Annotated in this window: 26 protein-coding genes; 13 read left to right on the top strand and 13 right to left on the bottom strand. The window is 72.0% G+C overall.

The genetic code is table 11. From position 1 onward, the window contains the following. Positions 1 to 21 precede the first annotated feature (21 nt). The gene (locus ACIRQH_RS03470; RefSeq protein WP_404223935.1) at positions 22 to 858 is read left to right on the top strand and encodes a hypothetical protein; all 837 of its coding nucleotides are present in this window, start codon (positions 22 to 24) and stop codon (positions 856 to 858) included. 27 nt (positions 859 to 885) lie between these two features. On the opposite strand, the gene ACIRQH_RS03465 is transcribed toward ACIRQH_RS03470, so the two are convergent. Then, positions 886 to 1,428, bottom strand: coding sequence for a hypothetical protein (locus ACIRQH_RS03465; protein ID WP_358820687.1), 543 nt, complete (start codon positions 1,426 to 1,428; stop codon positions 886 to 888). Between the two features lie 364 nt (positions 1,429 to 1,792). Between ACIRQH_RS03465 and ACIRQH_RS03460 the strand changes: the two genes are divergently transcribed. Then, entirely contained in the window at positions 1,793 to 2,443 is a 651-nt protein-coding gene (locus ACIRQH_RS03460) for a DUF4360 domain-containing protein (protein WP_358820686.1), read from the top strand. Between the two features lie 94 nt (positions 2,444 to 2,537). Here ACIRQH_RS03460 and ACIRQH_RS03455 read toward each other — a convergent pair whose 3' ends face one another. Beyond that, a complete protein-coding gene (locus ACIRQH_RS03455; RefSeq protein WP_388865180.1) occupies positions 2,538 to 2,744 on the bottom strand; it encodes a hypothetical protein in 207 nt (68 codons plus the stop codon). A gap of 197 nt (positions 2,745 to 2,941) precedes the next feature. On the opposite strand from ACIRQH_RS03455, the gene ACIRQH_RS03450 reads away from it, so the two are divergent. From ACIRQH_RS03450 to ACIRQH_RS03425, 6 genes are all read left to right on the top strand, one after another. Beyond that, on the top strand, positions 2,942 to 3,181 hold the full coding sequence (locus tag ACIRQH_RS03450) for a chaplin (protein WP_358820684.1): 240 nt from the start codon (positions 2,942 to 2,944) through the stop codon (positions 3,179 to 3,181). A 208-nt stretch (positions 3,182 to 3,389) separates the two neighbouring features. After that, positions 3,390 to 4,271 carry a hypothetical protein gene (locus tag ACIRQH_RS03445; RefSeq protein ID WP_388865182.1) on the top strand — a complete coding sequence of 294 codons (882 nt, stop codon included), beginning with the start codon at positions 3,390 to 3,392 and terminating at the stop codon, positions 4,269 to 4,271. Positions 4,272 to 4,399: 128 nt separating this feature from the next. Then, positions 4,400 to 4,651, top strand: a complete 252-nt coding sequence (locus tag ACIRQH_RS03440; protein ID WP_358820682.1) for a hypothetical protein — start codon at positions 4,400 to 4,402, stop codon at positions 4,649 to 4,651. 11 nt (positions 4,652 to 4,662) lie between these two features. Continuing rightward, positions 4,663 to 5,856, top strand: a complete 1,194-nt coding sequence (locus tag ACIRQH_RS03435; protein ID WP_358820681.1) for an SPFH domain-containing protein — start codon at positions 4,663 to 4,665, stop codon at positions 5,854 to 5,856. Positions 5,857 to 6,033: 177 nt separating this feature from the next. Then, on the top strand, positions 6,034 to 7,527 hold the full coding sequence (locus ACIRQH_RS03430) for an integrin alpha (protein WP_388865184.1): 1,494 nt from the start codon (positions 6,034 to 6,036) through the stop codon (positions 7,525 to 7,527). 236 nt (positions 7,528 to 7,763) lie between these two features. Then, positions 7,764 to 9,230, top strand: a complete 1,467-nt coding sequence (locus ACIRQH_RS03425) for an FAD-binding protein (protein ID WP_388865186.1) — start codon at positions 7,764 to 7,766, stop codon at positions 9,228 to 9,230. A gap of 29 nt (positions 9,231 to 9,259) precedes the next feature. On the opposite strand, the gene ACIRQH_RS03420 is transcribed toward ACIRQH_RS03425, so the two are convergent. The 3 genes from ACIRQH_RS03420 to ACIRQH_RS03410 form a co-directional block, all read right to left on the bottom strand. Next, positions 9,260 to 10,207, bottom strand: coding sequence for a TauD/TfdA dioxygenase family protein (locus ACIRQH_RS03420; RefSeq protein ID WP_388865188.1), 948 nt, complete (start codon positions 10,205 to 10,207; stop codon positions 9,260 to 9,262). Positions 10,208 to 10,523: 316 nt separating this feature from the next. Beyond that, positions 10,524 to 10,991, bottom strand: a complete 468-nt coding sequence (locus tag ACIRQH_RS03415) for a peroxiredoxin (protein ID WP_358820677.1) — start codon at positions 10,989 to 10,991, stop codon at positions 10,524 to 10,526. Next, on the bottom strand, positions 10,988 to 11,368 hold the full coding sequence (locus tag ACIRQH_RS03410) for a hypothetical protein (RefSeq protein WP_358820676.1): 381 nt from the start codon (positions 11,366 to 11,368) through the stop codon (positions 10,988 to 10,990). The genes ACIRQH_RS03415 and ACIRQH_RS03410 overlap by 4 nt, the downstream gene beginning before the upstream one ends. 274 nt (positions 11,369 to 11,642) lie before the next feature. Between ACIRQH_RS03410 and ACIRQH_RS03405 the strand changes: the two genes are divergently transcribed. Together ACIRQH_RS03405 and ACIRQH_RS03400 are read left to right on the top strand one after the other, a co-directional pair. Beyond that, positions 11,643 to 11,816 (top strand): CsbD family protein, encoded by a 174-nt coding sequence (locus ACIRQH_RS03405; protein WP_358820675.1) that lies wholly within the window; start codon positions 11,643 to 11,645, stop codon positions 11,814 to 11,816. A gap of 82 nt (positions 11,817 to 11,898) precedes the next feature. Further along, on the top strand, positions 11,899 to 12,357 hold the full coding sequence (locus tag ACIRQH_RS03400) for an ATP-binding protein (RefSeq protein ID WP_404223929.1): 459 nt from the start codon (positions 11,899 to 11,901) through the stop codon (positions 12,355 to 12,357). 42 nt (positions 12,358 to 12,399) lie between these two features. Here the strand turns inward: ACIRQH_RS03400 and ACIRQH_RS03395 are convergent, their stop codons facing one another. The 4 genes from ACIRQH_RS03395 to ACIRQH_RS03380 form a co-directional block, all read right to left on the bottom strand. Then, a complete protein-coding gene (locus ACIRQH_RS03395; protein WP_404223927.1) occupies positions 12,400 to 12,753 on the bottom strand; it encodes a hypothetical protein in 354 nt (117 codons plus the stop codon). Positions 12,754 to 12,922: 169 nt separating this feature from the next. After that, complete coding sequence (locus tag ACIRQH_RS03390; protein WP_388932319.1) at positions 12,923 to 13,228, bottom strand: hypothetical protein; 306 nt, start codon at positions 13,226 to 13,228, stop codon at positions 12,923 to 12,925. Positions 13,229 to 13,337: 109 nt separating this feature from the next. Then, positions 13,338 to 13,772 carry an ATP-binding protein gene (locus ACIRQH_RS03385; protein WP_358820671.1) on the bottom strand — a complete coding sequence of 145 codons (435 nt, stop codon included), beginning with the start codon at positions 13,770 to 13,772 and terminating at the stop codon, positions 13,338 to 13,340. 114 nt (positions 13,773 to 13,886) lie between these two features. Next, positions 13,887 to 14,147: a WhiB family transcriptional regulator gene (locus ACIRQH_RS03380; protein WP_081222660.1), complete on the bottom strand. Its 261-nt coding sequence runs from the start codon at positions 14,145 to 14,147 to the stop codon at positions 13,887 to 13,889. Between the two features lie 253 nt (positions 14,148 to 14,400). Here ACIRQH_RS03380 and ACIRQH_RS03375 point away from each other — a divergent pair, with 253 nt between their 5' ends. Then, positions 14,401 to 15,120, top strand: a complete 720-nt coding sequence (locus tag ACIRQH_RS03375) for a GAF and ANTAR domain-containing protein (protein ID WP_358820670.1) — start codon at positions 14,401 to 14,403, stop codon at positions 15,118 to 15,120. A 97-nt stretch (positions 15,121 to 15,217) separates the two neighbouring features. Here the strand turns inward: ACIRQH_RS03375 and ACIRQH_RS03370 are convergent, their stop codons facing one another. Further along, positions 15,218 to 16,432: a phosphatidylserine/phosphatidylglycerophosphate/cardiolipin synthase family protein gene (locus tag ACIRQH_RS03370; RefSeq protein ID WP_404223924.1), complete on the bottom strand. Its 1,215-nt coding sequence runs from the start codon at positions 16,430 to 16,432 to the stop codon at positions 15,218 to 15,220. A gap of 443 nt (positions 16,433 to 16,875) precedes the next feature. On the opposite strand from ACIRQH_RS03370, the gene ACIRQH_RS03365 reads away from it, so the two are divergent. Next, positions 16,876 to 17,286 (top strand): ATP-binding protein, encoded by a 411-nt coding sequence (locus ACIRQH_RS03365; RefSeq protein ID WP_358820668.1) that lies wholly within the window; start codon positions 16,876 to 16,878, stop codon positions 17,284 to 17,286. Positions 17,287 to 17,466: 180 nt separating this feature from the next. Beyond that, complete coding sequence (locus tag ACIRQH_RS03360) at positions 17,467 to 17,961, top strand: MarR family transcriptional regulator (RefSeq protein ID WP_358820667.1); 495 nt, start codon at positions 17,467 to 17,469, stop codon at positions 17,959 to 17,961. Between the two features lie 12 nt (positions 17,962 to 17,973). Here ACIRQH_RS03360 and ACIRQH_RS03355 read toward each other — a convergent pair whose 3' ends face one another. The 3 genes from ACIRQH_RS03355 to ACIRQH_RS03345 are packed head-to-tail and all read right to left on the bottom strand — an operon-like array spanning position 17,974 to position 21,220. Next, the gene (locus tag ACIRQH_RS03355) at positions 17,974 to 19,761 is read right to left on the bottom strand and encodes a PP2C family protein-serine/threonine phosphatase (protein WP_404223921.1); all 1,788 of its coding nucleotides are present in this window, start codon (positions 19,759 to 19,761) and stop codon (positions 17,974 to 17,976) included. Then, positions 19,761 to 20,828 carry a SpoIIE family protein phosphatase gene (locus ACIRQH_RS03350; protein WP_388932314.1) on the bottom strand — a complete coding sequence of 356 codons (1,068 nt, stop codon included), beginning with the start codon at positions 20,826 to 20,828 and terminating at the stop codon, positions 19,761 to 19,763. The genes ACIRQH_RS03355 and ACIRQH_RS03350 overlap by 1 nt, the downstream gene beginning before the upstream one ends. Further along, positions 20,825 to 21,220, bottom strand: coding sequence for an anti-sigma regulatory factor (locus tag ACIRQH_RS03345; RefSeq protein ID WP_358820698.1), 396 nt, complete (start codon positions 21,218 to 21,220; stop codon positions 20,825 to 20,827). The genes ACIRQH_RS03350 and ACIRQH_RS03345 overlap by 4 nt, the downstream gene beginning before the upstream one ends. Positions 21,221 to 21,225 lie beyond the last annotated feature (5 nt).

The raw sequence follows: 21,225 nt of genomic DNA, 5'->3' as shown, positions 1-21,225 counted from the left end.
CTGCCGGGCTAGGGTCGGCGGATGAGCCGAACCGAAGCGCGCCCCGAAGGGGCGGGCCCGTTCACCACCCGGCTGACCTGGCGTCTCAGGGACGGGCGGACGGCGGTCTGGGAGTCGCGACGGGCGCGCAAGCGGGGCTTGCTCAGCGTCCGTGAACCGAGTGGTACGGCGGCTCGTTACCGGCGGGCGGACACCGTGTCGATCGGCCGGCTGCGGAGACTGAACACCGTCGCCGCCGCCGCGTTCACGGTCGGCGGTGCCCTGTTCGCCCTCGGCGCCGGGGTCGCCCAGTACGGATCGCACGGCGCTTCGGGCGCCTCGATCTACTTCGCCGGCGGCCTCTTCTTCAACACGGGCGGCTACGCCTCCCTGCTCCAGGCGGTCAACGCCCCGCGCCAGGACAGCGCGTCGGGTGCCCTCGCCGGGCGGCGCTGGAGATGGTGGAGCTACGAACCCGGCCGGATCGACTGGCTGAGCACCTTCGTGCTGTTCGTCGGAACGCTCGTGTTCGGCGTCAACCTGCTGGACTCGCTGCTGCGGGGCCTGTCGGTACAACAGGTGAACAGGCTGATCTGGGCGCCCGACCTCGTCGGCTGCGTGCTGTTCCTGATCTCCGGGCATCTCGCGCTGGTCGAGGTCTGCCACGGCCGACCGCGGGTGCTCGCCCACGAGCTGGGCTGGTGGATCGTCGCGATCAACCAGCTGGGATCGGTGCTCTTCCTCGTCTCGGCGCTGGCCGCCTTCACCCGCCCAGAGACGGGCAGCCTCGTGAACATCGACATCGCCAACTGGGGGACCCTCGCCGGAGCGCTGTGCTTCTCGGCCGGGGGAGTGATCCAGTTCTTCGAGCGTCCCTGAGGCCCGGGGCGGCGGGGACGCGGGGGCTCAGCGGTCGCCGGCCGGGTTGCCCTCGACCCACTGGATGAGCAGTTGCCGTACGTAGGGATTGCCCTCCTGGGCGGCGTGCGCCAGTCGCTCGGCGCCCGCCCGTGCCGCCCGCCAGCTCGCGGGACTGTCCTCGTCGTTGGCGCGGTCCGCGGCGGACAGGGCGTCGGCCGCGAGCAGGCGCAGCTCCTCCGCGAGGTCGTCGTCCGCGGCGGCCCGGTACGCCTCCAGGCGCAGCGCGGCCAGATCCGCGGGGGAGGGGGCGGGCCGCACGGGCGGCTGCGCGTAACCGCTCACCGCTATCACCACGCAGAAGGTGGCGACGTCCCGCCGGCTCTCCGACTGGCCCTTCGCGACGGCGGGCGCCAGCCAGGTGGGTGCCCGGAGGTGCGAGACCGTCGTGGCCACGACGAGGGCGACGGCCAGCAGCGTGAACGGGACCCAGCCACCGAGGAACCAGCCGATCGGCCCGAGCACCAGAAAGCAGACGGCACTGCTCATCCATATGCGACGGCGGCCCAGTCTCAGGTGTCGTGGATCCATGGGCCTCAGTGTCGCAGGGGCGTGCGCGGCGCGAGGAGGGGGCGGGCGATTCGCACGGGCACGTCGTCTTTCGGCCCCCGCCGGGCCAGGTGTGAACGACGGGTGCCGAATGGCCGGGGATCGTCCTGTCCGCCCCGGTCGGCCCTCCATACGATTCGGTCGCTCCCCGGGCTTCACGGCTCCTTCACAACCGGGGGCGGGCTGTGCGTGCCCACATGTCATGCGCATGTCCAAAAGAGCCGGACGTGATCCAGCGCAACGGTCCGCGACGGTTCCCCGTACGCCGGGGGACCGCACCCCCCTTTCACCGCGGCGCACATCCGTGCCGCCGCAGGAACACCGACACGCAACGGATTGGAACACCATGGCTGGTGGACTGCTTCTGGGTGGCGCGATCGCCGCCCTGTTCGCCGCGGCGCTCCCCCTGTCCGACCCGTCCTCCGGGATCGTCGACCCGCCCCCGGACAAGATCGTCATCAAGGTCGCCACGGTGAACGGCTCGGGCTGTCCCCAGGGGACCGCCGCCGTCGCCGTCTCTCCCGACAACACGGCCTTCACGGTGACCTACAGCGAGTATCTCGCGCAGGTCGGTGGCAACGCCGACCCCACCGCGTTCCGCAGGAACTGTCAGCTCAACCTGATCGTCCACGTCCCACAGGGATTCACGTACGCCGTCGCCAGCGCCGACTACCGCGGATTCGCCTCGCTGCAGCGCGGCGCCGCCAGTTCGGAGAAGGCCTCGTACTACTTCCAGGGGTCCTCGAGCACGGCCGCGATCACGCATCCGTTCCGCGGCCCCTACGACGACAACTGGCAGACCACGGACACCACGGAGTGGTCCCAACTGGTCTGGGCGCCCTGTGGAGTTCAGCGCAACTTCAACATCAACACGGAGCTGCGCGTCAATGCCGGCACCTCCACGCCCGGCAGCAGCAGCTTCATGACCATGGACTCGACGGACGGTGACATCAGCACCGTCTACCACCTGGCCTGGAAGGAGTGCCCCGACTCCTGACCCGTCGGCCCGACGGGCAGCGGCTCGGCCCGGCTCCTTCGTACCGGAGCCAGGCCGAGCCGCGCGCTCACCGGCGTCGCCGCCGGAGGAGTGCCTAGGGCAGCAGCTTGTCGACCGCCGCGGAGCCCTCCTCCTCGAGCTTGCGCTCCGCCCAGGCGAGGTTCTCCGGTGTGACGTCGCGGCCGGCGGCGAGCACCAGGTCCTCGGCCGTCACCGGCCCCTCGGTCCCGGTGTGCAGCAGCGTGTCGGGGGTCGCCCGGTCCTCGGGGGGTACGGACGCGTCGGGCTGGCTCGTTGACATGGTCTCTCCCTGTTCCGCCTGATCTGTCTCTCACGCTACGGGCATTCCGTACACCCCGCGCGACGCACCCGTGGCCCTCCCGGCCCGCGGCCGGCCGCGGGCGGCGGTGCCCCCGTTCGGCCGAACTGCGATGTCCATCGCCGCCTGCGGAGGTGATGGTGGAGGAGCTCGCACCCCCACCATCGAAGGAGCTTGGAATGCGTATTCGTCTGATGGCAGCCGCCGGACTCGCCAGTGCCGCTCTGCTGGCCACCGCCGGGACCGCCGCCGCCGACCCCGGCCCCGACGTGGTCGGCGTCGCGGCGAACAGCCCCGGCGTCCTGTCCGGCAATGTCGTCCAGATCCCCGTGGACCTCGACCTCAACGTCTGCGGCAACACGGTGAACGTGGTGGGGCTGCTGAACCCGGCGCTCGGCAACTACTGCGAGAACGGCTGACGATCGTGACGCGCCGGGCAGGGTCCGTCCCTGCCCGGCGCGCGGCCGGAGCCGGCGGGTTCATCCCGCCGGCTCCTCGTCGTTCCCGGTGAACTCCTCCTGTGCGGTGAGTCGTTGCCCGGCGTCCACCGTCTTGGTCTGTACATGCCCATCCCGGCGGGGTCAGACTGTGCGCCGACCAGTCACCCCCCACCGAGGAGCAGACCTGATGCGCACGACCGCACGGCAACGTTGTCACCCGGTACTGGCCGGTGTCGTCACACTCGCCACCGCCGCCGTCCTCTCCGTCGTCACCGGCGCGCCCGCCGACGCCGCCGACACCTGGAACGAGGTGGGATCCGACCGCGCCGACCCGCTGACCGAGAGCCAGGGCCTCGCCTCCGTCGAGGTGCCCGCCAACAGCCCCAACCGCTACACCGGCATCGGCACCATCCCCGTCGGAGTGAGCAGCCGCGGCTGGAACCACGTCGGCGACCCCGACACCTCCTACGACGGTCACTACATCGAGCCGTACCAGAGCGACTCCGGCGGTTCGAAGATGTTCCGGGTGCAGGCGCCCGGCGGCGGCTGGTCGGAGTACGTGCACGCGCTGAGCGCGGGAGAGGCGCTGAACAACTCCTTCGTCGCCGTCACCCCGGGCGGATCGTGGATGGTCTCCGGCGAGTACGGCACGATGGACCGACTCCTGGTGTTCCCGACCCCCGGGGTCAACCCGGCGACCTCGCCCGGGGCGAACCTTCCGCAGGCCTCCACCGTCCACCTCGACCACGGCGTACGGGACGTACAGGGCTGCGACTTCGTCACCTCGACCCGGCTGCTGTGCTCGTCCGACGACCCGGCCGGAACCCTCTTCGGCATCACCAAGCCGCTCCTGCAGATCGACCTGACCGCCGAGCCGAACGGAACGGCGGACGTCTCCGGCCACGTCACCGCGCTGCGTCAACTGCCTCTGCGCAGCTCCTGCTCGGGCACCTTCGAGGCCGAGGGCATCGACTACGACCGGCGCACCGGCACCCTGCGCGTGATCGTCGTGTCGCCGGGCTTCTGCGTTCTGACCGACAGCAAGACCTACCGCTTCACCAGGAGCTGACCCACACTTCGGTGACGGAGCGGGCGCGTACCCCTCGGACGGCCTCCGTGGCGAAGGGGGGCGTACGCGCCCGAGCTGGGTAGGTCTATCGTCAGAGGCAGATTCAGAGTGATGGGGGGTGGCCGGCTGTGGTGGAGGACGAAGCCGTGATCGGCTGCACGGGGGAACTGCTCATCGGCACACGTGGATCCGCCGGTCCCGGCGAGATCCTGGTGCGAGTGAGAGGCGGATCCGAGACCTTCCTCGCCTGGTCTCGGGAGCCCCTGCCGACAGGGGCCACCGTGTTGGTGATCGAGTCCCGTGGATGCCGTGAGGTCGGCGTCATCCCGTGGACGGATCCGCTGGACGCGCTCGACGGCGACGCCGTCGGCGCAGGCTGAGGAGGAGAAGTATGTTCGGTTACCGCGTTCCCGCTCCCGATGAGGCGATGTTGATCTCGGGTGGCAGGCGGGGACTGGGGGGCGCGCCGTTCCGCGTGGTGACGGGGCACGGCAAGTTCGTGCTGCCGGTCTTCCGCAAGACCCGTTTCCTGACCCTGTCGATGTGTGAGGCCGAGGTCACCGAGACCTGTGTGACCAAGCAGGGCATCTCGCTGCACGTCCGCGCCGTGATCGCGTTCAAGGTCGGCAACGACACCGAGAGCATCATCAACGCCGGGCAGCGCTTCCTGTCGGACCAGGACCAGATGTCGATCCTGACGGGCCGGATCTTCGCCGGCCATCTGCGGTCCATCATCGGCTCGATGACGGTCGAGGAGATCGTCACCGAGCGGCAGAAGCTCGCCGCCGAGGTCCTGGACACCTCGAAGCTGGAGATGGCGAAGATCGGCCTGATCGTCGACTCGCTGCAGATCCAGTCGATCGACGACGGTGACACCGGCTACATCGACGCGATGTCCGCACCGCACAAGGCCGCCATCCAGCGCCAGGCCCAGATCGCCCAGGCGCAGGCCACACAGGCCTCCGTCGAGGCGGAGCAGGTCGCGGCGCGCAACCAGGCCGAGTACGCGCGGCAGACCGCGATCGTCCGGGCGGAGTACTCGGCGGAGGTGGACCGGGCACAGGCGCAGGCCGCTCAGGCCGGCCCGCTCGCCCAGGCCCACGCCCAGCAGGAGGTGCTGGCGGCGCAGACCGAACTGGCCGAGCGCGCCGCCCAGTTGCGTCAGCAGCAGCTGGTCGCCGAGATCGTCCGGCCGGCCGAGGCCGAGGCCGAGCGCATCAAGGTGCTCGCCATCGCCGACGCCGAGCGCATGAAGATCCAGGCCGAGGCGGCCGCCTCGCACGACCGGGTCGCGCTCGACCGGATGCTGATCGACCAGCTCCCCCTCATCGTCAAGGAGGCGGCGGGCGGTCTCGCCGGAGCGAACGTCAACGTCCTCAACGGCGCCGACGGCCTCGGCGAGATAGCGGCCGGCCTGGTCGCGCAGGGTCTGACGATCCTCGACTCGGTCCGTCAGAACCTGAGTGGCCAGAACGGCCAGAACGGCCAGGGCACCGAGCAGCCGAGTGGCCGGCTCGAACTCCCGGGCTACTCCCGTCCGGAGAAGGAAGACGGCACGGAGGGCGGCTCGTCCTCGGCGAGCTGAGCTGAAGTCCGCGTTCCGCCACGGCCGTCACCGCCGTGTCACGGCCCTCCGGGCCACCACAACCCCGTCGGTGCGTCTCGTGTCGAACCGGTCGCGGGTGAAGGCAAGTCGCTCTTTCGCGACCTTCACCCGCGACCGGTATTCGACACGAACGAAGCATTCCAACGGGGAGACACCATGAACAGCAGGGCGCGCACGGCCGCACTCGCAGCCGCCTCCTTCCTCCTGCTCGGGGGCCTCGGCATCGCCGCGGCCCACGCGTACGCCGGAACACCCGGCGGGACGTACGCCGACGACCGCAACTCCGACTTCGACGGGGACGGTTACGACGACATCCTGATCGGCGCACCGGACGGCACGGTCGGCGGCACGGCGGGCGCGGGCTTCGTCACCGTCCAGTATGGGGCGCCCAACGGCATCGGCACCAGGAACAGCGTTCCCACGGCACGCACGGCGGTGTTCAGCCAGGACACCGCGGGCGTTCCGGGCACCTCCCAGACCTACGACGGCTTCGGCACGGCCGTCGCCTCCGGGGACCTCGACGGCGACGGCTACGACGACGCGGTCATCGGGGCTCCGGGTGAGGACGTCGGCACGGCCGGGAACGCCGGCCGCGTGACCGTGCTCTACGGCTCCAGCAACGGCCTCGGCGCCGCCCGCAGCGTCACGTTCACGTCCGCCGACCCAGCCTCCGGCGACCGCTTCGGCTTCGCCGTCACCGCGGCGCGCCTGACGGGAGAGACCCCGGGCGACGTCGTCGCCGCCCTGGACATGCGGGGCGCGGAGCTGTTCACCTACACCGGGGGCGCCCTGCACCACACCGGGACCCTCGACACCACGGCCCACCCGGCCGGCCGTGCCGTCCAGCCCGCCTACCTCACCACCGGGAACTACGACTCCGACGGCTACGCGGACCTCGTCGTCTCCGGCTACAGCCCCGACGACGGCTACGCGCAGGGCTGGTCGTCCGTCTACCGCGGCGGCGCGAGCGGCCTGACCCACCTGAGCGACGTGCGCGGCGGCGTCTCCACCGCCTCCGGCGACATCGACCACGACGGGTACGACGACCTGGTCACGGGTCTGGTGAGCAGCCCCGACCAGGAGGGCGAGGGCATGACCGGCGGACTCGTCGGCGTGTACTACGGCAGCGAGGACGGACCCAAGGGTCTGGAGAGCGAGGACGGCACCCCGCAGTGGTGGTCGCAGAACTCGCCCGGTGTGCCCGGCGCCGGTGAACACGGTGACGCCTGGGGCACCGAACTGTCCGTCGGCGACGTCGACGGGGACGGCTACGCGGACGTCGCGATCGGCGCACCCGGCGAGGACATCGGAACGGTCCGGGAGGCGGGTGCCGTCTGGCTGCTGCGTGGCTCGGCCGACGGCCTGACCGCGAAGGGCGCGCAGTCCTTCGACCAGAACAGCCCCGACGTGCCCGGCACCGCCGAGGCCGACGACCAGTGGGGCGCGCAGCTACGGCTCGCCGACACGGACGGGGACGGCCGCACCGAACTCCTGGCGGCCGCGCCCGGTGAGGACACCGGTGACGGTGTCGTCTGGCAGCTTCCGGCGAGTACCAAGGGCCTGGTGACCGGCGGCTCCTGGCTCTACGGCGCCGGAGCGCTCGGCGTCCCGGACGGCGACTCCCGCTTCGGCGCAGCCGTCGACGAGTGACCCGCCTCGGGCCCAGACGGTCCACGCGACCTGCCTGGTGATCCGCGGGGCCATCGCCTGAGACCGGCCGCCGTCCCTCCCGGGGCGGCGGCCGCGTCGTTCCGGCGGAGCACCCACGCACCCCGCGTACCTGGCGCACCAGGGACCACGATCGAATCAAGAGGCTCCTGGGACGCCCAAGTCCCTTACACTCTGCCCAAGTTGATCGTTCGACGCGGCCGCCCCAGGAGGAGCGCATGCCCCGGATACCCTCGCGACGTACCGCATTGCAGGGCCTCGCCGCCGCCGGCGCCGCCGTCGTCGGATTCGATCCCTTCACCCGGAGCTGGGCGGCCACCGACACCGGCCGGCCGCTCGCCCGCCTGCCCCGGCTCGACGGGAGCGTGCGCACCGACGACGCGTCGCTCGTGTCCGCCGCCGACGACTTCGGCCACATCGTCCACCGGCGCCCCCTCGCGGTGCTCCGGCCGGGCTCGGTCCACGACATCGTCGCGATGGTCCGGTTCTGCAACCAGCACAAGCTGTCCGTCGCCCCCCGCGGCCAGGGTCACGGCACACAGGGCCAGGCCCAGGTCGACGGCGGTCTGGTCATCGAGACGACCCCGCTCGCGGCCATCGGACCGGTCGCGCGCGGCAGCGGGACCGTGACCGTCGGCGCGGGCGCCAAGTGGAGCGACGTCGTCAAGGCCACGCTGGCCCACGGGCTGACACCACCCACCTTCACCGACTACCTCGAACTCTCCGTCGGCGGAACCCTGTCGGTCGGCGGCGTCGGCGGCCAGACCCACCAGCAGGGCGCCCAGGTCGACAACGTGCGCGAACTCCAGGTCGTCACCGGCGCCGGAGACCTCGTCCGCTGCTCACCGACCGAACACCGGGACCTTTTCCTCGCGGTGCTCGGCGGACTCGGCCAGTGCGCGATCATCGTCGGCGCCACACTGCGCCTCATCCCCGCGCCCGGAGCCGTACGCCACTACCTCCTCCCGTACACCGACCTGCGCACCTTCCTGGACGATCAGCGGCTGCTGGTCCAGGAGGGCCGGTTCGACTACGTCGAGGGCCAGGTGACCCCCGACGCCGACGGCGCCTTCAACGGCTATCTCATCGAAGCGGTCGCCTACGGGCCGCCCGTCGGGCCCGCCCCCGACGACGCGGCGCTGCTGCGCGGACTGCGCCACGACCCGGCGGGGGTCCAGTCGAGCGACCTCTCCTACTACGACTTCCTCGACCGGCTCGCGGCGAGCGTCGCCGCGCTCAAGGAGGCCGGCCTCTGGGCGTTCGCCCACCCGTGGCTGAACCTGTGGCTGCCGGGCCGTTCGGCCGCCACGCTCACCGCGGCGCTGCTGGAGGACCTCACCCCGGCCGACCTCGGACCCGGCGTCGTGCTCCTGTACCCGGTGCTGCGGAAGAACCTGCACACCCCGCTGCTGCGCACGCCCGACGACCCGGTGCCCTATCTGCTGGCCGTGCTGCGCACGACCCCGCCCGACGACACCGCTACCGTCGACCGCCTCCTCGCCGCCAACCGCGCCGCGTACGAGACGGTGCACGCGGCCGGTGGCACCCACTACCCGGTCGGTTCCGTCCCCTTCGGCCCGGCGGACTGGCGCGAGCACTTCGGCCCCGAATGGCGCCGGCTCGCCACGGCCCGCCACACCTACGACCCGCGCGGAATCCTCGTCCCCGGACAGGGCATCTTCTGACGCGCCGCCGTCGCAGTCCGGCCCCGGGCTCACCAGCGCCCGGGCTCGCTGCCGACGATCGGCACCGAGGGCTTTCCGTCGACGCCCTCCGGGACGTCACCGGCCAGCATCACCCGGTGCATGACCCGGGGGTGGTCGACGTGGGCGGTGTCGCTCGGCGCCAGGTGGATGGTCGCCCGGTTGTCCCAGAAGGCCACACTCCCCGCCTCCCACCGGAAGCGCACGGTGTACTCGGGCCTGACCGCCTGCTCCAGCAGCATGTCCAGGATCGCGCGGCTCTCCGGCCGGGACACGTCGGGGATCTGCTCGATGTAGTAGCCGTTCACGAACAGGACCCGCTCACCCGTCTCGGGGTGCACCCGCACCAGCGGATGGTCGGTGGCGATCTGCCGGTCGAGCAGATGGCGGGCGTACGCGTCCTCCCCGGGGCGCGTCTGGTACCCCACGCCCAGCCGGTGCTCGGCGCGCAGCCCGTCCACGAAGGCACGGACGGGGGCGGACAGTCCCGCGTACGCGGCGGCCAGGTTCGACCAGGTCGTGTCACCGCCGTACGGGGGCACGGTCTCGGCCCGCAGGATCGTCGCGGCCGGCGGGTCGACGCGGGCGCCGTGGTCGCAGTGCCAGCCGCGCAGCAGCGAGTGGCGGCGCCGGCGCAGCCACTCCTCGTGGTCCATGCCGTACCGTCCGCCCAGTTCGAGGCGGTCGGCCGTCGTCTCGACCTCGGGGAAGTCCTTGGGCGAGGCGCTGCCGCGGGAACGCAGGCGCACCGGCTCGCCGAAGCGGTGGGCGAACGCGACATGGGTGGTGTGGTCGAGCCGCTGGCCGCGGAAGAACACCACCTTCCAGCGGAGCACGGCCGCCCGGATCGCGGCGACCGCCTCGTCCGGCAACTCCTCCGCCAGGTCGACCCCCGTGATCTCGGCGCCGATGTGTCCCGCCGCCGGCTTCACTTCGAGGCGTGCGACCTGGTCCGTCATGGTGGCTCCGTTGATCGTCCTGTCCGTGTCGGGTCCAGCATGACCGGTGGGCCGGACACCCGACAGGGCACCTCCTGCGGAAGGCGGTCGGCGCACACGGGAGGCGCGCCGCACACACGGGGTGTGCGCCGCGTCGCGCAGCCGACCCGTCGCACTCCCTGGTGGCGGGGCATGCCGGGTGTCGAGAATGAGGCACAGTGAACGGGCCCCACCCCCCATCCGCATAGGGGCGGGGTCCGTTCACACGTCACGAAGCGTCGGGCGCGGAACGGCAGTTCGCCGACCGGCCGGTCCGACCGGCCCGGTGGACCGTGGATCAGCCCTTGTGGTCGCGCAGCGCGGCGAGAGCGCGGTCGGCGTGGGCGCTCATGCGCAGTTCGCTGCGGACCACCTCCAGGACGGTGCGGTCCTGCGCGATGACGAAGGTGACCCGCTTCGTCGGGGCCAGCGAGAAGCCGCGCTTGACCCCGAACCGCTCCCGCACGGTGCCGTCGACGTCGGACAGCAGCGGGAAGCCGAGCGTGTGACGGTCGGTGAACTCCTTCTGCCGGTCGACCGCGTCACCGCTGATGCCGACCGGCCTGGCGCCCGCGCCGGTGAACTCGGTGGCCAGGTCGCGGAAGTGGCAGGCCTCGGCGGTGCAGCCGCTGGTGAGGGCGGCCGGGTAGAAGAACAGCACCACCGGGCCCTCGCCCAGCAGTTCGGACAGACTTCGGCTCGTGCCGGTCTCGTCCGGCAGCGTGAAGTCCTCGACGGTGTCGCCCACGTTCACCCGTGTCGTCATGACCGTCCCTCCTCGGCACGGGCGACGCCGCGTGCCCACATCACCAGCGGTACCTGGAGCGGGAGCCGCGCGAGGGCGGCCGCCTTGAGCGGCGCGGGGCGGTTCCGCCAGTCCATGGCCATCTGGACGTTCGCGGGAAACACCCCGACGAAGAAGGCGGCGGTGGCCAGGGCCGCGACCCGGCGGGTGCGGGGCAGTGCCACCCCGGCCGCGAGGGCGAACTCGACGACGCCGCTCGCCCGCGTCCAGTTCCGCGCCGCTCCGGGCAGAACGCGCGGGACGGTGGCGTCGAACTGCCGCGGTACGGCGAAGTGCGCGACGCCCGCGGAGGCCAAGAGGCCTGCGAGCAACAAGGGTGAGCGTTCGGACCGTGGCACGGTTCCTCCTCAGGGGGCCTGTCGCGCGATATTACTGGAGGGTAAGTGTCCGTGGTGCGGGCGGGAAGCATCGATTGCGTGCCACTTGGGCCCGGATAACCGCTCGGTGCCACACCCCGGGGCGGTACGGGAGTGGAGTCCGCCGGCGGCCGAGGCGTTATTCGGCCCGTCGGGCGAACTCGGCGGAATGCCGGGGTCTCCGGGTTTGGGCAATCGATTCACGGTCAGCCGTAGTACTGAATGGCATTGTCGAGCAGTGAGGACGTGAACTGCGATGGCCGAGAACGACAGGACCCGAGCCAGGATCGAACAGGCGAAGGGCAAGGCCAAGGAGGCCGTCGGACGTGCGGTCGGCAATGATCGCCTGGCGGCCGAGGGCAAGATCGAACAGTCCAAGGGCGATGCCCGGCAGGCCAAGGAAAAGGCCAAGGACGCATTTCGGCACTGATGGCGGCCAATTCCCCAGGGTCCGTCGCGTGTATTCCGCGACGGACCCTGTGAAATTCCGGGCAGGAGAGGCGGAGCGAAGAATGTGCGGGGAGTACCAGAGGTCGTCCACCGACACGGTGGCCGTTGCGCGGCACATGACCTCGACGGGGCCCGACAGCCCGGCCGACGCGCGGCAGGAGGTCCGGCGCGCCCTCGCGGCGCGGTCCGGGGACCTCTCGTGGGCCGACGAGGACGCCGTCGGTGACGCGCTGTTGGTCGCCTCGGAACTGGTCAGCAACGCGATGCTGCACGGTGGCGGTGTCACGGGCTTCGAGGTGACGCCGACCGAGCGGGAGGTGCGGCTGTCGGTGAGCGACCGCAGTGATCAACGCCCCGCGTCCGCCGGACGGTTCGACGACACGGGACGTCTGCGGGTGGGAGGGCACGGCTGGATGATCGTCTGCACGCTCGCCAGCGACATCGCCGTCTCGCCGCTGCGGACGGGAGGCAAGCGGATCACCGCCGTGGTGCCGCTCTCACCGTCCGCCGCACGCCTCTGAACTCACGCGCCCCGCAGGATTGTCGGCCTCGATGGGGACGGCTCAGGCCGTCAGGGCGTGGGAGGACGCGGAGGGCCTCCGCGACGCGCTCGTGTCCGTGGCCGAGGAGCGGGCCGCCGCCTGGACCTGGTACGTGGTCTTCGCGGGATCGACCAGGGGGTTCCCCAGCACGATCCGGCCCGCGGCGTGCAGCGCGTCGCACTCGCCTGTGGGCAGGGCGACATAGCAGCCCCCGCGCCCCGTGGTGGGATCGAGGGGCATCCAATAGCCGTACCGGCGACGGCCGTTCGCGTGCACGGTGAGGCGGACGGCGAACCGCCGCTGGGTTATCAGACGCAGCACTTCGGCCCCGCCGGCGCTGAGCGGGGTGTGGGTCCGGGGGAGCGGCCGCAGCATGGTCACCATCCTCCGATCGGGCCTCGCGGCGCGGTACGGGGGTGTGGGGTGAGCGTCATGAACATGCGGCCTTTCGACGGACGGGTCGGATCACGCATCGCCCGGGGCGGTGACGTTCTCGCTGCTCGGCATTGTTCCGCAGCGCACTGACAACGCGGGCGGAGCGGGTTCAGTGGCGTCGCGCGGACGCCTGCGCACGGTTGGCCCGGGCGGTGAGCTGCCCCTGGACGAAGGGGTCCGCGGCGGGGTCGTACGAGCCCGCGTGGTCGGCGAGCGTGCCCGTGATCCGCTCCCACTCGTCCAGTTCCGCCCGCGTCGTGAGCGACCGGGGCCCGTCGGACGCACCGTCCTCGGCCGCCTGCTCGGCCTTCTCGAAGGCCGCCTTCGCCTGGTGGTGGTTCATCCCGGTGGCGGCCTCGCGGACCCGCTCCCACGCGGCGTGCTCCTGTTCGGACGGCTCGTGTTCCGTGCTCAATGCGTCACCTTGATCGTGTGGGGGAACCGGTTCCTTCATCGGACCCGTGTGCCCTGTTCGAAGGAAAGGACACCTGTGGGTCCGTCGGCGGTTCCCCGGACGGCCCATCTCACCAGGGCAGGAAGGCGTGGATGTCCTTGCCGTCGGGCCGGACGATCACGCTGACCTGGTCGCACAGGGCGTTGACGAGATGCCACCCGATGCCGCCCCCGCCCTCCGAGGGGCGGAAGCGGCGGGGGGCGGGCCGGGTGGTGCTGCCGTCGCGCACGGTCACGTGCACACCGTCGAAGGTGGGACGCATGAGCAGTTCGAAGGGGCCGGGAGCGTACTGGATCGTGTTGGCGGCCAGCTCGGTGACCACCAGCAGGATGTCGTCCCAGTGTTCCTCCGCGGAAGGCGGCGTCGTCCGGGCCAGGGCGCGCAGATAGCCGTCCGCAGCCAGCCGCGCGTCGGTCACGTTGCGCAGCTCTCCGCCGAACGCGCTGGTCAGCGTCCCGAACTCCTCGTATGACGGCTTCTTGTTTCCGCTCGGATCGATTTCCATTGCGCCCTTCGTTCGGATCTCCTCGGCGGTATCTCTTGCGCTGTGTCGCGAGCCGGCCATCTGGATCCGTACCCGGTCCTGTTCCGAGGACCCGGCCTCTCCCCGCTGTTCCGGCTAGGCCGAGGCGTCCTGCGTACGGCGGCGGGCCCGGCGGCGGGCCAGCGAACGCCGCTCGGTCTCGCTCGTACCGCCCCAGACACCCACGCTCTGGCCCGATTCCAGCGCCCAGTCCAGGCACGCCTCGCGAACCGGGCAGCCTTCGCACACGGCCTTCGCCTCCTGGATCTGCAGCACGGCGGGACCGGTGTTGCCGATCGGGAAGAACAGGTCGGGGTCGACGCTGCGGCAAGCCGCGGAATCACGCCAGTTGTCCATTGCGGGCCTCCTGTGAGCGAAGCGGATGCGTTCTTCGGTGTTCGGTCCTCTCTCGGGTCACCAGTGATCGCCCCTGTGAAACGGGCCGGGCGTGCAAAGATCCTGCGGATTCCGAAAAAGGGCCGCCCAGGCGGCAGCGGGCCGCTCCGCGGGGAAACCGCACGCGGCCCGTCCCCTCGCACCCGATCGGCGCGGGGGGTGCGCCGGGGTGGCAAGATGGAACCCCGGGTGAACGGCGGTTGCGATTCGACGAATGAGCAGGTGGCCCATGGTGCAGGAGTCCGGCGACGTCTGGGAGAAGTTTGCCGTCTCCCTGGCGGACATGGCACGCGACCTGCTGGCACAGGACTCGGTGAAGGACACCCTGGACCGGATCGTGGAGCACGCGAGCGTGCTGATCAACGGCTGCGACGAGGCCGGCATCCTCACCGTGCGCCGCGGCGAGGTCAGCGCGCTGGCCGCGACCAGTGACGTCGTCCGCATGGCTGACCGGATCCAGCAGGACCTGCGGGAGGGGCCGTGCTTCGACGCGGTCACCGAGCGGCAGCAGCTGTACGCCATCGAGGACCTGCGGCGGCCCCACGAGAAGTGGTCCCGTTTCGCCCCCGAGCTGAGGAAGCTCGGCATGGGCAGCATGATGGGCTTCCTGCTGTTCACCGAGGACGACGAACTCGGCGCACTCAACGTGTACTCGCACCGGCCGAACATGTTCGACGAGACGGCCCAGCGTGCCGGCTGGATACTCGCCTCGCACGCGGCGGTGGCGCTCTCCGCCGCCCGGACGCACCAGCAGCTCGCCCACGCCCTGGAGACCCGTCACGAGATCGGCGAGGCGATGGGCATCCTCATGGAGCGCCACGGCCTCAGCGAGGACAACGCCTTCAACGTCCTGAAGAAGGCGTCCCAGGACCACAACATCAAGCTGCGCGAGATCGCCCGCAAGGTCTGCGAGACCGGCGAGCGTCCCACCTGACACCGACGGCCCGGCTTCACTGCCGGGCCGTACGGCTCCCACGACGGTGTGCGTGCCTCTTTCCCCGGGGCGGCGCGGCGTCATCGACGGAGGGCGACTAGAGGAAGCGGCGCAAGGGGGCGACCGCCAGCTCCTTGACGCGCTGGAGCAGGGACCGGCGCCGCCAGCGCCCCGGCTCGATGGCCACGGCCTGCTCCCGGTCCTCGTCGAAGTCCCCGTCGAGGACCGCGGTGAACGTCTCGTCCAGCACCGCGAGCATGACCTCCTCGTCGTGCTCCATCGACCGGCGGTTGAAGTTGGTGGAGCCGATCAGGGACGCCACCCCGTCCACGGTCATGATCTTGGTGTGCAGCATCGTCGGCTGGTACTGGCGGATCTCCACACCGGCGGCGAGCAGCGCGTCGTAGTAGTGCTGGCCGGCGAGCTGGCAGGCCCTCTGGTCGGTGTGCGGACCCGGCAGCAGGATCTCCACCCGCACCCCGCGGCGCGCCGTCGCGCACAGCAGGTCCACGAAGTACTCGTCGGGTGCGAAGTAGGCCGTGGACAGACGGAACCGCTCCTCGGCGGAGTCGAGCACCACGCGGATGAGGGTCTGCATGTCCTGCCAGCCGAAACTGGCGGACCCGCGCACCACCTGGACGGTCGCGGTGCCCGGCTGGTCCTGCGCGGTGAACCGGTCACGGTCGTCGAACAGCTCGTCGTGGCACTCCGCCCAGTTCTGCGCGAACGCGGCGGCGATGCCGTCCACGGCCGGTCCCCGTACCTGGACGTGCGTGTCGCGCCACTCGGACGGTCCGCGCGCGTCCCCGCACCACTCCTCGGCGATGCCCACGCCGCCGGTGAACGCGACGTGCTCGTCGATGACCAGCGCCTTGCGGTGACAGCGGTGGTTCTGTTTGAGGGGCGAGAGCCACAGCGGCTTGCGGAACCACGCCACCTGCACACCGGCCGAGGTCATCGACTCCAGCAGCTCCCCCTCGATCCGCTTCGCCCCGAAGCCGTCCAGCAGCAGCCGTACGCGCAGCCCCGCGCGGGACCGGTCGGCGAGGGCGGCCGCGAAGTCGCGGGCTATCTGCCCGCGCCAGTACACGAAGGTCATCATGTCGATGGTGTGCTCGGCGGACCGCACCGCGTCGAGCATCGCGGCGAAGATCCGGTCCCCGTTGCGCAGCGGCAGGAGTTCGTTCCCCTCGGTCGCGGCGATGCCGATGAGCCGCTCCAGTCGTCTTCGGAGCCGCTGCTTGCGCCGCGCCGCCTCGGCCGGATCCACCGGCCCGTTCCCCTCGACGCGTGCCGTGATGGTCTGGGACATCCACCGTCTCCTGTTGTGCCGTGTGCCGCCTCCTCACCCCGGGCGGTGTGAAGAGGTGTGGGGGAGTGGTGACCCTGTCCGGGACCTGCCCGTACGGGCCACCACCCCTCCCGCTCGACCGTGTCGGCCTCGGGGTCGCCCGGCCCCTTCGCCCGCCACGGGAGCGACGTCGCGGGATGCCCGTGGGCGTTCGCGACCCGATCACAGGTGCCCCCGAAACGCCGCGCCACTCCTCGGCGGCCCCGAAGACCGGTCCGGCACGCGCCGTCCCGACGGCACGGCGACCGGCCACCTGTGATCGCGTTGTGAAGGTGCGTGAAGCCGTGACATGGCCTCCGGGGGTCCGGGAATAAGGGGGACAGCCCGCCCCGCACGCCGGTCCGAAACGGAGTGGCGCCGCGTCCTCGGCGTTCGGACGGGAAGCACGGCAAGGGAGGTGAAGGATGACCACCGTAGAACAGCCCTCCGACGTCTGTTCCGTCTCCGGCGCGAGTCTGGAGAGAAGTCCGGAGGCGGCGGTGCACGCCAGGGGGATGGCCCGGGCGTTCCTCGGCAGTCTGCCCCGGCAGGTGCCGCGCGAGGCCGCCGAGGCCGTCAGCCTCGTGGTCTCGGAACTGGTGACGAACGTGGTGCGCCACGCGCGCGGCCGGGACTGCAGCGTGGACCTGCGGGACATGGGCCACGGAATCGGGATCTCCGTCTCCGACGACGACCCCGAGCCGCCGCGTCAACGCCGGTTCGACCTGACCGGAAAGGGCGGCTTCGGCTGGCCGCTGGTGCGCCGCCTGTGCTCCGAGCTGACCGTTCTCTCCCGCCCGGACGGCAAGACCGTGCACGCCGTCGTGCAATTCTGACGATTCCGAGGAACGAGCATCATCCGCGATCCAGCTGCGACCGTCGACCGCGACCGAGTTCTCCGTCCCCGCGGCAGGGCTCCCCATCCATGGGGTGAGGGATCCCGTGCGTACGGGATCGCCGACCGTCCGCGCGGTGGGCCGGCCGTGCCCCGGTTCGCGGGGAGCGCGTGATGACCCGTGGCGGATGACGGGTACCTGAACCGAGCCGCGGAGCCCGACGGCCGTCCCGAGGCGGTCGCCGGACGGACGGCCGAAGCCGTCGAGGGACTGGTGGAGCTGTGGATCTCGGCCGGCCAGACGGTCGTCCCCCGCCTCTCCGCCCACCAGCTGAAAGCACTCGGCACCGTGCGGCAGCGGCCCGAACTCACCCTCACCGGCCTGGCCGAACGTGTCGGCATCGCGCTTCCCGCCGCCAGCCGTCTCTGCGACCGGCTGGAGGCGGCGGGCCTGCTGCGACGCGTCCCGCACCCCGGCAACCGGCGCGCCCTGCACCTGCTGCTCACGCCGCTGGGCACCAGGGTCCTGAAGGAGGTCGGCGAGCGGCGGTCCCAGATCCTCGCGGCCGTCCTCGCGGGCATGACACCGCTCCAGCGGAGATCGTTCGAGGAGGGACTGCGGGCCTTCCAGAGGGCGCGCGACACATCCTCCGCCGAGTTCCCGCCCGGCGGATAGCGCACGAACGCGTCACGCGCGCCCGGTGCCCGCCCGTGGGCGGCGCCGGCCGTCAGGCGTCGCCCGCCCGGGATCAGGAAGCGCCCCGGTGTCACCGACGTGGCACAGCAGCAGACAGACGTCGTCGTCCCGCTGCGAGTCACGGAGCATCGGGTCCAGGATCCGGTCGGCGGCGCCCTCCAGATCCAGGTCCAGGTCCGCCGCGCGCTGCGCGCCGAGCGCCTCGGCCAGCCGCCGGATGCCCGGGTCGATGCCCTCGGCACGCCGCTCCACCAGCCCGTCGGTGTAGAGCGCGAGGGTGGACCCCGGCGGTAGCTCGGCCGTGTGGTCGCGGATCTCCTGGTGCAGCGGAATGCCCAGCATGGCACCGGGCTTGGCGTCCAGGACGCGCACACCTCCGCCGGGAGTGCGCAGTACGGGCGGCGGGTGCCCCGCGGCGGCCCACGTGACGGTGGACTCGTCCGGGTGGAAGCGGGCGATGACGGCTGTGGCGTACAGGTCGGGCTGGAGATGGTGCAGGAACACGTGCAGCCGGGTGAGGAGCTGGCCCGGTGTGCCGCCGTCCACCGCGTACGCCCGTAGGGCTGTGCGGAGTTGGCTCATCATGACGGCGGCCCGCAGCCCGTGGCCCGTCACGTCACCCATGACGGCGACGATCCCCCCGTCCGGCTGCTGGAACGCGTCGTACCAGTCGCCGCCGATGTTCAGCCCGTGGGTGGCCGGCAGGTATCGGGCGGCCAGACTGAGCCCCGGTGTCGTGGGCAGGTCGGTGAGCAGCGCGCGCTGCAGGGTCTCGGCGATGTCGCGGTTGTGCTCGAACCGCTGGGCGTGGTCGATCGCGATCCCGGCCCGGCGGGCGAGTTCCACGAGCATCACGGCGTCGTCCGGGCTCCACGGATACTCCGGCGGCGTCAGCGTCACCACCCCGAGCGGGGCGTGCCGGGTCGGCAGCGGGATGCACAGCAGCGGACGGTCGGGGTGGAGCGCCGAGGGCGGCAGGTCGTCGACCCCGGGCAGCCCGCCCGGATGGTCGGCGGCGTACTGCGGGCGTCCGGTGCGGGCCGCGGCGACGGCGGCGGCCGGGTGGGGGGAGCGCTTGCGGGTCTCGTCGTCGGCGAAGAGCCATACGTCGACGCTCCGGGCGTAGGACGGGACGAGCAGTTGGGGCAGCCGGCTGAGGATCTCCTCGTGGTTGAGGGAGGCCGTCAGGGCCGCGCTGGCGTCGGCGAGGAACGTCAGCCGCCGTCGGGCGCTCTCGGCCTCCGTGCGGGCCTTGCGCTCGGCGGCGAACAGCTCGCGCTGCACCCGCCCGGCCGCGTCGAGTTCCGCGTGCAGCGCGAGAACGCCCTGGTTGGTCTGGTGCAGTTCCTCCCGGTGGAAGGAGACCAGCTGCTCCTGCTCACCGAGTCGGTCCAGGACCCGGGAGGTGTCCTCGTCCGCGCTGAGCAGGGCGTTGGCGAACGCCTTGCGGTCGCGCGGCACCCGCACCGCGCCCTCGCCGCGTCCCGGCTCCTCGACGGCGACGCTCGCCTGCCAACTCGGCTTGCCCGTGCACCCGTTGGCCTCCGCGCCGAGGGCGACGGTGATCGTGCCGGGACCGGACTCCGCGGGAGGTGTGCTGCGCACGGTCATGACCCAGCTGCCGCCCTTGACGAGGGACTGCCGCAGCTGGGCGCTGAGGGCGGTGACCAGGCGGGTGCGCTCCACCGTGGACACACCGTGCGCGGCGGCGAGCCGGGCGGCGGCGATACGGGCACGCGCGGCGTCGTCGACCGTCGTGATCTGCCAGGTGTCGGTCATCAGCGGCGATCCTGCGGGGTGGGGGTCAGCACGGCCACGGTGGTGTCGTCCCGCACCGGACGGGCGGCGCTGCTGGAATCCCGCACGATCACCGCGGCGGTGACCGCGGGGTCCCAGGCGGTCAGGGGAGCGACGGCCGGCGGAGCCCAGCGGCTGGGCAGACCGTCGCTGTGCAGCACGAGGAGGCTGTCGGGCGTCCACGGAACCCGGCACTGCGGCATCCGCGCCGGCCGGTGCGCCCCCACGATGCCGGGGTGGGACAGCAGCGGCCGCCACGTGTCCCCGGTCAGCAGCCGGGCCCCGATGTTGCCGATCCCCGCGAAGTCGAGGTGGTCGGTGACCAGGTCGAGCCGGGCCACCGCGATCGCCGCGCCCCGGGTGTCGCGCAGCGCCCTGTGCAGCTGCCCGAGCAGCTCCGCGGGAGGCAGGTGCGCGAACAGGTGCAGTTGCTCCACGGCCGCCCCGGACGCCTTCGCGGCGGCCTCGCCGTGTCCGAGCCCGTCCGCGAGGAGCAGGGTGACGTGGTCACCGGCCCGGACGCAGGCCCAGGCGTCGCCCGAGTGGTCGGCGGCCGCCAGCGGGATGTTGATCCCTCCGGCCCGTACCGCGGCGGTGTCGGGGACGCGGTGTCCCGGGCGGTCCCCGCGTGCCGCGTGGACCCGCGCCAGGGCGACGGTGCCCTGCCCGGGCACGGAGTGCACCTCGAAGTGGTCGGCGATACGTCGGCAGGTGCCGAGCCCCGCGCCGAGCGAGGCCGTCGTCGAGAAGCCGTCACGCGACGCGGAGCCGAGGTCGGCGATGCCCGGCCCGTGGTCGATCGCGGCGATCTGGAGGGCGGGGCCACGGCCGGCTCCGGGAAGCGCGAGGTCGGCGTCCACGGTGTCGATCAGTATCTGTCCGCCGCCCCCGTGCTTGAGCAGGTTGGTCGCCAGCTCCGTCGCGACGAGCGCGGCGACGGCCGTGCGGTCGCGGTTGAGCCCGGTGTGGCCGGCGGCCGCCTCGGCGGCCACCCGGACGTCCCGGACCCGGGTGGAATCGTGGACGGGAACGTCCCAGACACGCGTCATCGGCTCTCCTGGCGGGGCGGCGGGGGACCGGCGGTCCAGCAGATCACGGTCACCGCGGTGCCCTCGCCGGGACGGCTGTCGATGGAGAACTCGTGCACCAGCCGGCGTGCTCCGCCCAGACCGAGGCCGAGGCCGCCGCCCGAGGTGTAGCCGTCGCCGAGAGCGCGCTCGATGTCGGTGATGCCGGGCCCCTGGTCGGAGAAGGTCAGGCGCAGCCCCCGCGCCGCCCCGGTCTGCAGGACGGTGGACTCGACCTGGCCGCCGCCGCCGTGCACCAGCGTGTTGCGGGCGAGTTCACTGGCGGCGGTGACGAGCTTCGTCTGGTCCACGAGCCCGAAACCGAGCTCTGCGGCCGCCTGGCGCACGTGCTGGCGTACCCATGCGAGATCCATGTCGG

Source organism: Streptomyces sp. NPDC102279 (assembly GCF_044766365.1).
GTDB lineage: Bacteria > Actinomycetota > Actinomycetes > Streptomycetales > Streptomycetaceae > Streptomyces.
This window is presented reverse-complemented; position numbering and strand designations above follow the sequence as displayed.